10 protein-coding genes and 1 pseudogene are annotated in these 8,980 nt (G+C 59.2%); 7 read left to right on the top strand and 4 right to left on the bottom strand.

Going from position 1 to position 8,980, the window contains the following annotated elements:
* Positions 1 to 124 precede the first annotated feature (124 nt).
* A complete protein-coding gene (locus EN884_RS15120) occupies positions 125 to 1,087 on the top strand; it encodes a sugar ABC transporter permease (protein ID WP_063168799.1) in 963 nt (320 codons plus the stop codon).
* Between the two features lies 1 nt (position 1,088).
* Positions 1,089 to 1,913 carry a carbohydrate ABC transporter permease gene (locus EN884_RS15125; RefSeq protein ID WP_063168798.1) on the top strand — a complete coding sequence of 275 codons (825 nt, stop codon included), beginning with the start codon at positions 1,089 to 1,091 and terminating at the stop codon, positions 1,911 to 1,913.
* Positions 1,914 to 1,941: 28 nt separating this feature from the next.
* On the opposite strand, the gene EN884_RS15130 is transcribed toward EN884_RS15125, so the two are convergent.
* Complete coding sequence (locus EN884_RS15130) at positions 1,942 to 2,277, bottom strand: hypothetical protein (RefSeq protein WP_063168797.1); 336 nt, start codon at positions 2,275 to 2,277, stop codon at positions 1,942 to 1,944.
* 145 nt (positions 2,278 to 2,422) lie between these two features.
* On the opposite strand from EN884_RS15130, the gene EN884_RS15135 reads away from it, so the two are divergent.
* Both EN884_RS15135 and EN884_RS15140 read left to right on the top strand, forming a co-directional pair.
* Complete coding sequence (locus EN884_RS15135) at positions 2,423 to 3,166, top strand: DUF899 family protein (RefSeq protein ID WP_063170314.1); 744 nt, start codon at positions 2,423 to 2,425, stop codon at positions 3,164 to 3,166.
* Between the two features lie 132 nt (positions 3,167 to 3,298).
* The gene (locus tag EN884_RS15140) at positions 3,299 to 3,853 is read left to right on the top strand and encodes a DUF4142 domain-containing protein (protein ID WP_027162094.1); all 555 of its coding nucleotides are present in this window, start codon (positions 3,299 to 3,301) and stop codon (positions 3,851 to 3,853) included.
* 162 nt (positions 3,854 to 4,015) lie between these two features.
* On the opposite strand, the gene EN884_RS15145 is transcribed toward EN884_RS15140, so the two are convergent.
* Positions 4,016 to 4,336, bottom strand: a complete 321-nt coding sequence (locus EN884_RS15145; protein ID WP_063168796.1) for a DUF1476 domain-containing protein — start codon at positions 4,334 to 4,336, stop codon at positions 4,016 to 4,018.
* A gap of 212 nt (positions 4,337 to 4,548) precedes the next feature.
* Here EN884_RS15145 and EN884_RS15150 point away from each other — a divergent pair, with 212 nt between their 5' ends.
* The 3 genes from EN884_RS15150 (at position 4,549) to EN884_RS15160 (ending at position 6,001) form a co-directional block, all read left to right on the top strand.
* Positions 4,549 to 4,932, top strand: coding sequence for a DUF6152 family protein (locus EN884_RS15150; RefSeq protein WP_063168795.1), 384 nt, complete (start codon positions 4,549 to 4,551; stop codon positions 4,930 to 4,932).
* Positions 4,933 to 5,388: a hypothetical protein gene (locus tag EN884_RS15155; RefSeq protein ID WP_063168794.1), complete on the top strand. Its 456-nt coding sequence runs from the start codon at positions 4,933 to 4,935 to the stop codon at positions 5,386 to 5,388.
* 220 nt (positions 5,389 to 5,608) lie between these two features.
* A complete protein-coding gene (locus EN884_RS15160) occupies positions 5,609 to 6,001 on the top strand; it encodes a RidA family protein (protein WP_027039300.1) in 393 nt (130 codons plus the stop codon).
* A 38-nt stretch (positions 6,002 to 6,039) separates the two neighbouring features.
* Here the strand turns inward: EN884_RS15160 and EN884_RS15165 are convergent, their stop codons facing one another.
* Positions 6,040 to 7,827, bottom strand: coding sequence for an AIPR family protein (locus EN884_RS15165; RefSeq protein WP_063168793.1), 1,788 nt, complete (start codon positions 7,825 to 7,827; stop codon positions 6,040 to 6,042).
* A 179-nt stretch (positions 7,828 to 8,006) separates the two neighbouring features.
* Positions 8,007 to 8,980 (bottom strand): annotated as a pseudogene (locus EN884_RS15170) (carbamoyl phosphate synthase large subunit); the annotation flags it as partial.

Consider the following 8,980-nt stretch of genomic DNA (forward strand, 5'->3'; position numbering starts at 1 on the left):
AGTAATTGGCGAAGCCGACCCATTGGCGCGCGTCGAGATCGGCCAGCGAGGCGTCGGTGAAGCTGAAATAGACCGTGCGGGCAAGCGGCCAGCCGGCCGGCGGGACCGCAGCGAGCGGAGCGAGATGACAGGGATGAAACCGGAAACAGCCAAGGCCGCGCACGCGCCGTTGAGGGCACAGCGCGTTCGCTCGGCGTGGCTTTTCCTGGCGCCAATGCTTCTGGTGCTCGCCGCGGCGGCCGGCTGGCCGCTTGCCCGCACGGTCTATTTCAGCTTCACCGACGCCTCGCTGGCCGATCTCGACGCGCGCCAATGGGTCGGCTTCGCCAATTACTTTTCGGTACTTCACATGCCAAGCGGCCGGACCCTCTATGACGGGTTGCTGGTCGACCCTGTCTGGTGGCGTGCCGTCTGGAACACGGTGCGCTTCACCGTGATTTCGGTGACCTGCGAGACCATCCTCGGCACCATCGTTGCCCTGGTTCTCAACGCCGAATTCAGAGGCCGCGGCATCGTCAGGGCGGCGATCCTGATCCCCTGGGCGATCCCGACGATCGTCTCGGCGAAGATGTGGCAATGGATGCTCAACGACCAGTTCGGCATCATCAATGTGGTGCTGCTCAATCTCGGCCTGATCAGCACCAAGATCGCCTGGACGGCCAACGCCGACACCGCGATGGCGGCGGTCCTCATCGTCGATATCTGGAAGGCGACGCCATTCATGACGCTGCTCATCTTGGCCGCGCTGCAGATGCTGCCGAGGGAGATCATCGAGGTCGCCAGGCTCGACGGCGCCAACCCCTGGCAGATCTTCTGGCGGGTGACCTTGCCGCTGATCCGTCCCGCGCTGTTGGTGGCGGTGATCTTCCGCGCGCTCGATGCGCTGCGTATCTTCGACCTGATCTATGTGCTGACGCCCAACAATGTGCACACCAAGTCGATGTCGGTGTTCGCCCGCGAGAACCTGTTCGAGTTCGACAAGTTCGCCTATGGCTCCGCCGCCTCGACCCTGCTCTTCCTCATTCTCGCTCTGCTTACCATCGTCACCATCCGGATCGGCCGGATCAGCCTGGACGGGGACCGCTGAGATGTGGATCGTGAAGCGCACGGCCTTTTACCTGCTGGTCGGGGCAATCGTCTTCGTCGCGGTGTTCCCGTTCTATTACGCCATCGTCACCAGCCTGAAATCCGGGACCGATCTGTTCCGGGCTGATCTGTGGCCAACGACGATCAGTTTCGCCAATTACAGAAACGTGCTGATCGAGGGCGCCTTCGTGCGCAACCTCGCGAACTCGCTCTTCGTCTCCGGCGCAGTCGTCGCGCTGTCGCTGTTGCTCGGCATCACATCAGCCTACGCGCTGGCGCGCATTCGATTCCGCGGCCGCTCGGCGCTTTTGTTCATCATCCTGTCGGTGTCGATGTTCCCGCAGGTGGCGCTGCTGGCCGGGCTGTTCGAACTGGTCCGCATCTTCGGCCTCTACAATTCCCTGTTCGCGCTGATCTTCTCCTACATGATCTTCACCTTGCCGTTCACCGTCTGGGTGCTCACCACCTTCGTCCGCGACCTGCCGGTCGAGGTCGAGGAGGCGGCGATCCTAGACGGCGCGACGCCGTGGATCATCGTCACCCGGGTCTTCCTGCCGCTGATGTGGCCGGCGCTGGCGACCACCGGCCTGCTGGCCTTCATCGGTGCGTGGAACGAGTTCCTGTTTGCCCTGACCTTCACCTCCAACAACGCACAGCGGACCGTGCCGGTGGCGATCGCGCTGCTCTCCGGCAACTCGCAGTTCGAGATCCCCTGGGGCAACATCATGGCCGCCTCGGTGATCGTCACGGTGCCGCTGGTGGTGCTGGTGCTGATCTTCCAGCGCAAGATCGTCTCCGGCCTCACCGCCGGCGGGGTGAAGGGGTGAGGAGCGGTCAGCGTAGTGCGGACCGTTGTCAGATGTCCGGCGCGTTGCCGATCTTCTGCTTGAGATCAAGCGCCCAGGTGCGGCCTTCATCGCCGCCCCACAGCAGCCGGGCGATGTAGCCGGCCGAAGGGTTCTGCTCATTGCCGTAGTTCCTGCCGCGCTTGTCGACCTCGTGGCGGGCGAAATAGCTGACCATGCGGCGAATGGTGGAGGGCGCGAGCTTTTCCCGGTTCTTCAGTTCGGTGGCGCGGGCGACGCCGATCTCGGTGCCGCCGCGGCCGAATTCTCCGCGCAGTCTGAGGCCCTTGGCGGCATTGTCGGTCACTACTTGCGGGCAGCGCAGATCGATCTCGTCGTCGTGCATCTCGTCCCCCGGATCACGCTGCCCGGACAGGTATTACGACATATCACCATGCGCAATAAATGTCGGAGCCGATCACCGCCAAACGTCCTTGGGTCGCAGAGCAACCGCGCCGGGACGCCGGCGCTGCGACTTGAAGGAGCCGATCATGATCACCTTTCCCAACGAATCCGCGAAATACCGCACCGCGCGCGAAAAATTGCTGAAGAAGGAAATCGAGCTGCGCCGCGCCATGGAAGAGGTCGCCGAGGCCCGGCGCGCGCTGCCGCCGGGCGGGCTGATCCGCCAGGACTATGAATTCGACGCACTGGATGCCCACGGCAAGCCCGCGAAGACAAGGCTGTCGGAGCTGTTCGCGCCCGGCAAGGACAGCCTGATCCTCTACAACATGATGTTCCCGCGCCACCCGCAGGAGAAGCGCGATGTGGCGACCAGCGGCGGCACGGCGAAGCTCGCCCGACCGGACCAGCCATGTCCGTCCTGCACGGCATTGCTCGATCAGTTCGACGGCGCGGTCGGGCATCTCCAGGCGGCCGGCTTCAATTTCGCGGTGGTGGGCAAGACCGCGCTCGAAAACCTGGTCACGCTCGGTCGAGATCGGGGCTGGCGCAACATGCGGCTGGTGTCTTCGGCGGCCAACAGCTTCAAGCGCGACTACAATGCGGAGGCGGCCGACGGCTCACAGATCCCGCTGCTGTCGGTGTTTCACCGCGACCCCGACGGCATACGCCATTTCTGGAGTTCGGAACTGGATTTCGCACCGACGGAGCCCGGTCAGGATCCGCGTGGCCTCGGCACCTGCGAAACGCTGTGGAATCTGATGGATTTCACGCCGGAAGGTCGCCCGAACTGGAACGAGCAGCTGCAATATGGCGAAGCTTGCTGCCACTGAAGGCAGTTGTGGCCAGCCGCCGCGGTTCGGGTAATCGAGGCGATACGCGCAGGCTTCTTCCTCATGATCTGCAACCGGAGTGCCCAAGCGACGTTGGATTGTCCGAGGGACAATTCCAACCGGAGACATGCCATGAAGACGCTTACCATTCTGACCGCAGCAGCATTGCTTGCCGGCGCGCCGGCCTTTGCCCAGTCGAACACGACCGCCACGACCACGCCGCTCGCCGCCACGACGAAGGTCGACACTTCGACCTTCATCAAGACGGTGCCGAGCGCCAATGAGTTCGAGATCCAGTCCAGCAAGCTCGCCGAGCAACAGGCGACCGACGCCGACGTCAAGGCGTTCGCCAAACAGATGATCGCCGATCACACCAAGGCCGGCGAGGAATTCAAGGCGGCGCTTGCCCAGGGCCAGACAACCTCGGCCACCGCACCGTCCGGTCCGGCCCTGCAGCCCAAGGAGCAGAAGATGCTCGATGAGCTGAAGAGCGCCAGCGGCGATCAATTCCAGGCCAAATACATCGAGATGCAGACCAACGCTCATAAGGAAGCCGTCGCGCTGTTCAGCGGCTATGCGAAATCCGGCGACGACCCGGCAATGAAGGAATTCGCCAAGAAAACCCTGCCGACGCTGCAGATGCACGAAAAACACGTGAAGGAACTGGCCGCCGCGCATCAGGGGTGAGGGCGGTTCACTATGGCGCCCCCCTCTGTCCTGCCCGGCAGGACAGAGGGGGGCGCCGTAGAGCGCTACGATGGAAGCCAGCCCGCTTGGCCAACCAACACCACAATATGGCCCTGTGCCTTAAGCACGGCACGCCCTATACCGATCAAGGCTGAGCGGCGCTCAGGTCGACCTGATCTGCTCGACCGCGGTCACCAGCAGCTCTTCCATGGCGGTGCGTATCTGGCCATCCGACTGGGCGATGCCCGCCGCGTCGAAGTCGGCGCGGACCTTGCGGAACACATCGTTGTCGCCTGCCTCTTCGAAATCCGCGTGCACGACCTCCTTGGCATAGGCGTCGGCGTCAGCACCGGATTTGCCGAGCTTTTCGGCGGCCCACAGGCCGAGCAGCTTGTTGCGGCGCGCCATGGCCCTGAACTTCGTTTCCTCGTCCATCGCAAACTTCTTTTCGAAGCCTTCCTGACGGTCTCTCATGCTGCTCATGGTTCGCCTCGTTTCCGATGGGAGTCCGATCTTCAGCCCAGGGGAAGAACGGCCAGGAAAGAGAGAGTGGCGCGCATGGGTGTCATTAACAAGGCGTCATGCCGGCGATTGGGCGGGCGCTTGGCGGTCCAGTCTTTCGCTCGATATGATTTGACGTTGCCGCGCCGTGTCCTACTCTCAAGTGCCTGCGGGATGAACCGAGGAGACGAGCGATGCAGTTCAAGGCAATTCGCAGCGTCGCGCTGACGGCGGCCGTGATGCTTGCCGCCGGCACCGCGGCCTATGCCCATCACGGCTGGTCGTGGACACAGGATGGGTTTTTCGAACTCAAGGGCAAGATCACGGCCATCTATATCGGCAATCCGCACGCCACGCTGGATGTCGACGCGGAGGGTGAGGCCTGGCGGGTGGAGATGGCGCCGCCATCACGCACGATCGCCGCCGGCTTCACGGAGGAGGTGGCCAAGGTCGGCGACGAGGTGACCGCGATCGGCAACCGCTCGCTCGAGGCGACCGAAAAGCGCATGAAAGCGGTGCGCGTCATCGTCAACGGCAAGACATATGATGTCTATCCCGACCGCGTGCCGCCGGCGTAAATGGCCGAGTTCCTCGCCGGCATTGAGCATCTTGCGTTGGCGCGGTGGCTGAAGGCTTCCTTCGTCGCCTATCCCATAGTCAATGCGCTCCACATCATGTCGATCGGCGCGCTGTTGACCAGCGTCGTTCTCATGGACCTCAGGATCTGCGGCGCTTTCCGTTCGCTGCCGCAAGCCGCATTCGTCGCGCTGCTGCGCCGCATTGCATTAAGTGCATTCGCGGGTGCGCTCGTCACAGGCTCGCTGCTGTTTTCGGTCAAGGCGAGCACCTATGCGGCGATGCCGGTTTTCCTCGCCAAGATGGCACTCATCCTTCTCGCCGGCGTCAATTTTTTCACCTTCCTGCGCTTCGCCAGAGGTGGTGACGATCTGGCCGGCAGCACCATCCTGGCTGTGCTCTCGATACTGCTGTGGACGTCCGTGCTTTTCGCCGGACGGTTCATCGGATTTCTCTAGCGCCGCATCTTCCTTCTCCCCCTGTGGGAGAAGGTGTCGCCGAAGGCGACGGATGAGGGGTGTTCCAGGGAACGCCGACGTCTCACTCCGCTGGAACACCCCTCATCCGTCTCGGCGCTATCGCGCCGATCCACCTTCTCCCACAAGGGGAGAAGGGAAGAACGGCGCTGGCGTTCCGCCCGTGCCGGGATAAGCTCCCTGCAACTCAGGGAGAACTGCCATGAAAAAAGAAATCATCGAAGTGCCGGTCATGTCCGCCAAGGTGCGGGCGCTCGGCCTTCCCTGCTCGACAGCGGTCAAGGCCAACGGCTTCGTGTTCATCTCGGCGACGCCGCCGGTGGATATGGTGACCGGCGAGATGGTGCGCGGCGACATCGAGGTGCAGACCGAGGCGTCGCTGAAGGCGCTGAAACATTGCCTGGAAGCGGCCGGCACTTCGCTCGACAATGTGGTGATGGTGCGTATCTACGCCGTCAATTCCGGCTTCTACAACGCCATCAACCGTGTTTATGCCAGGTATTTCAGCGTCAATCCGCCGGCGCGGAGTTTTGTGCCGGTGGCGTCGTGGCCGATGGAGTTCGATATCGAGATCGAGTGTGTGGCGGTGGCGTGATGAGAGTATAGGAACGAGCATGACGACTCGCCAGCCTCTTATGAAACGTAGTTTTTCACCTCAGGAATGTCTTGGGTCAGGATCATCTCTCTAAATTCGTTAGAAACCGACTCTGATCGGATGGCGTCCCGAACCCTCTCCTGGGACTGCGTCCCAAACTGCTTAAGTTTGTCGTCTAATATCGCTGAGCTTCTATAAACCACCGCCTTGAGCGCCTCTTCATTCTTGCTCAATGCAATAATATTCTGCGCTACTTTTTCTATTTCCGATTTTTTCATGGAAAAGACGTCTCTGCCTCGGGTCACAATTAAACCGACGGCACATATGATATAAAATCGGAACGTCTTATATTTATTATCTATACGCTGGTTTCTCCAGAGGAACTCAATTCGGTAGTAGAGATAACAGCAGGCATGATAGATCCTAACATCATGATCATCCTTAAATATCTTGCTATCATACTCCGACATGATTCCCCGATAGTCGCGAGCTGCACGATTGGGCTGGAAGAAAATCGCGGCAGCCAGGGCCTTCATCATCGAAGATGGCTGAATTATCCTAACGCGCTCGACCTGCTGGCCACGATATTGGTTTTCGCGCCGTTCAAGATATATGATCTCTTCCGGCTCAACCGATCTGGCGTATTCTTCGAGGCTCTTTAAAAATGGCCTCAGCGCCCAGAATTGTTCTTCCTTCACCGGGTTCTGCCTATTCGTTCCAATAATGATCGATGCGACGAAGTCATCGTTCTTCGACCCAATCAGGCGGAATGGCACTGCAATATGGTCAATTAGATTTAGATCTTCAGCTGCCCCTTTGCTTTCCCCAAAGATCAATTCGTATATAATATTGCTCGTTTGACACCCATTTACTATTTGATAGTCCTCAAGATGGAATCGATCTCCAGTGCGGTCTATACTTTTCGACACAACTGTAACGCCGTTATTCCTAAAAGCAAAATCATCACCACCGCTCTCAAGTACTGAGACCTTTATTTCTTGGTTAATCTTAGATCTTTGATCGTAGTCTCTAATATTGTCAACGAAAACCGATTTATTGATGCCGATTGCGTTAAATTTATCGTCAAACAAAGTAAATAGCTTAACTAGTTGTTTGGCCTCGAGATATCCAACGTATGCCTCGTCCACATTCTTATTTTTTGGCATAACGACTGCTTTTGTAAATTCAATTTCTGCTTCGACAGATGTTGTGGCGGCTCGGTACCATTGTTGTAGCTGAAGAGCTCCAACGATACTTACGTCAAGGTTGTCTCTGTCAAACATGTTTTTTTCAGACATTTGACGAGTGAATGTATTCTTCAAAGACTCAATGCGCCGAGGTTCCTCGTAATTTCCGGTTGCGATGTAGAACGCTTTTAGCGAAGGATTTTTCTTTCCAACTACACCTTCATATACCGCGAGCATCGCCTCGGTTAAGTCCGACAATTGGGGGCTTTCATCTCGCAAATCGCCATCAAAAAAGCTGGTTATAGCATCGAAAAATTTGGAAATGTCACCGTAGTCGTAACTTGGGCTAGTTTTCGACTGAAAGAAAACAAACTCAATCGATGGATTTTTGATCGCGGCGAGCTTATCTTCTGCTTCGATCCGTGTTTTTACTACTTCCCCTTGTATTAATATTGCGACTCCGTCGAGACCGAACTCCGTGCCTGTCAAATGGACATCGTTGGCATCTGCGGACTCGGCCAACAGACCGATTAGAGTCGCAAATATCGAGTAAATTTCGAATTGATCACTAAGACTTGCCGACTCGATGCTCGTGGATTTTGCGTAATCCTTGACTTGAGCGCGAATTACTGGATTCATTTTTTGGTCCCCCCGCCTTTTGGCTGTTAGCGTACGTGACGTCTCGGGGGCTGTCTACTGTATCCGACCCTTTACTAACCGTCGGAGTGCACTATTTTAGATGCTGGTATAATCCGGATATCATTTGGCTGCGGCGAGCAATTTGAAAGCGAGAACTGCCGACAGCAGTTCACCAATCCTTACGCAAAATACTCCTGCAGCGGCCTGACCTCGAGGCTCCCCGCCTTCAGTGCCGCAATCGCTTCCGCCACCGCAGCCGCGCCCGATAGCGTCGTATAATACGGCACCTTCTGCATCAGCGTCGCCCGCCGCAGCGACTTCGAGTCCGACACTGCCTTCTGGCCGTCCGTGGTGTTGAAGACGATCTGCACCTGGCGGTTGCGGATGGCGTCTTCGATGTGGGGGCGGCCTTCCAGCACTTTGTTGATCTTCTGGGCGTCGACGCCGTTTTCGGCGAGGAAGCGGGCGGTGCCTGAGGTGGCCAGCACCTTGAAGCCGAGGCCGGCCAGGCGCTTCACCGCCGGCAGGATGCCTTTCTTGTCCTCGTCGCGCACCGAGACGAACAGCGTGCCGGAGCGCGGCAGGTCGACGCCGGCGCCGAGCTGGCTCTTGGCGAAGGCCAGCGCGAAATCGCGGTCGAGGCCCATGACCTCGCCGGTCGAGCGCATTTCCGGGCCGAGCAATATGTCGACGCCGGGGAAGCGGGCGAAGGGGAACACGGCTTCCTTGACCGCGATGTGGCCGGGGTTCCTGGGGTCGGGCATGGCGCCGTAATGGGCGAAGGCGTCTTCCAACTTCTCGCCGGCCATGATGCGGGCGGCAATCTTGGCAATTGGCCGGCCGATGGTCTTGGCGACGAAGGGCACGGTGCGCGATGCGCGCGGGTTGACCTCCAGCACATAGACCGTGCCGTCCTTGATCGCATACTGCACGTTCATCAGCCCGCCGACATTGAGCGCGCGGGCAAGGGCTGCCGTCTGGCGCTCCAGTTCGTCGACCAGTTCGGAAGGCAGCGAGTGCACCGGCAGCGAGCAGGCACTGTCGCCCGAATGGATGCCGGCCTCCTCGATGTGTTCCAGAATGCCGGAGACGAAGGTCGCCTTGCCGTCGCAGAGGCAGTCGACATCGACCTCGATGGCGCCGGAGAGATAGG

Origin of the sequence: Mesorhizobium sp. M7A.F.Ca.AU.001.01.1.1 (assembly GCF_004022735.1) — a bacterium.
GTDB classification, from domain to species: Bacteria; Pseudomonadota; Alphaproteobacteria; order Rhizobiales; family Rhizobiaceae; genus Mesorhizobium; species Mesorhizobium ciceri.

What these genes read in the sequence shown, in the direction of transcription:
- EN884_RS15120 (WP_063168799.1), top strand. Translation starts at nt 125, where the DNA reads ATGACAGGGATGAAACCGGAAACAGCCAAGGCCGCGCACGCGCCGTTG.
- EN884_RS15125 (WP_063168798.1), top strand. Translation starts at nt 1,089, where the DNA reads ATGTGGATCGTGAAGCGCACGGCCTTTTACCTGCTGGTCGGGGCAATC.
- EN884_RS15130 (WP_063168797.1), bottom strand. Translation starts at nt 2,277, where the DNA reads ATGCACGACGACGAGATCGATCTGCGCTGCCCGCAAGTAGTGACCGAC.
- EN884_RS15135 (WP_063170314.1), top strand. Translation starts at nt 2,423, where the DNA reads ATGATCACCTTTCCCAACGAATCCGCGAAATACCGCACCGCGCGCGAA.
- EN884_RS15140 (WP_027162094.1), top strand. Translation starts at nt 3,299, where the DNA reads ATGAAGACGCTTACCATTCTGACCGCAGCAGCATTGCTTGCCGGCGCG.
- EN884_RS15145 (WP_063168796.1), bottom strand. Translation starts at nt 4,336, where the DNA reads ATGAGCAGCATGAGAGACCGTCAGGAAGGCTTCGAAAAGAAGTTTGCG.
- EN884_RS15150 (WP_063168795.1), top strand. Translation starts at nt 4,549, where the DNA reads ATGCAGTTCAAGGCAATTCGCAGCGTCGCGCTGACGGCGGCCGTGATG.
- EN884_RS15155 (WP_063168794.1), top strand. Translation starts at nt 4,933, where the DNA reads ATGGCCGAGTTCCTCGCCGGCATTGAGCATCTTGCGTTGGCGCGGTGG.
- EN884_RS15160 (WP_027039300.1), top strand. Translation starts at nt 5,609, where the DNA reads ATGAAAAAAGAAATCATCGAAGTGCCGGTCATGTCCGCCAAGGTGCGG.
- EN884_RS15165 (WP_063168793.1), bottom strand. Translation starts at nt 7,827, where the DNA reads ATGAATCCAGTAATTCGCGCTCAAGTCAAGGATTACGCAAAATCCACG.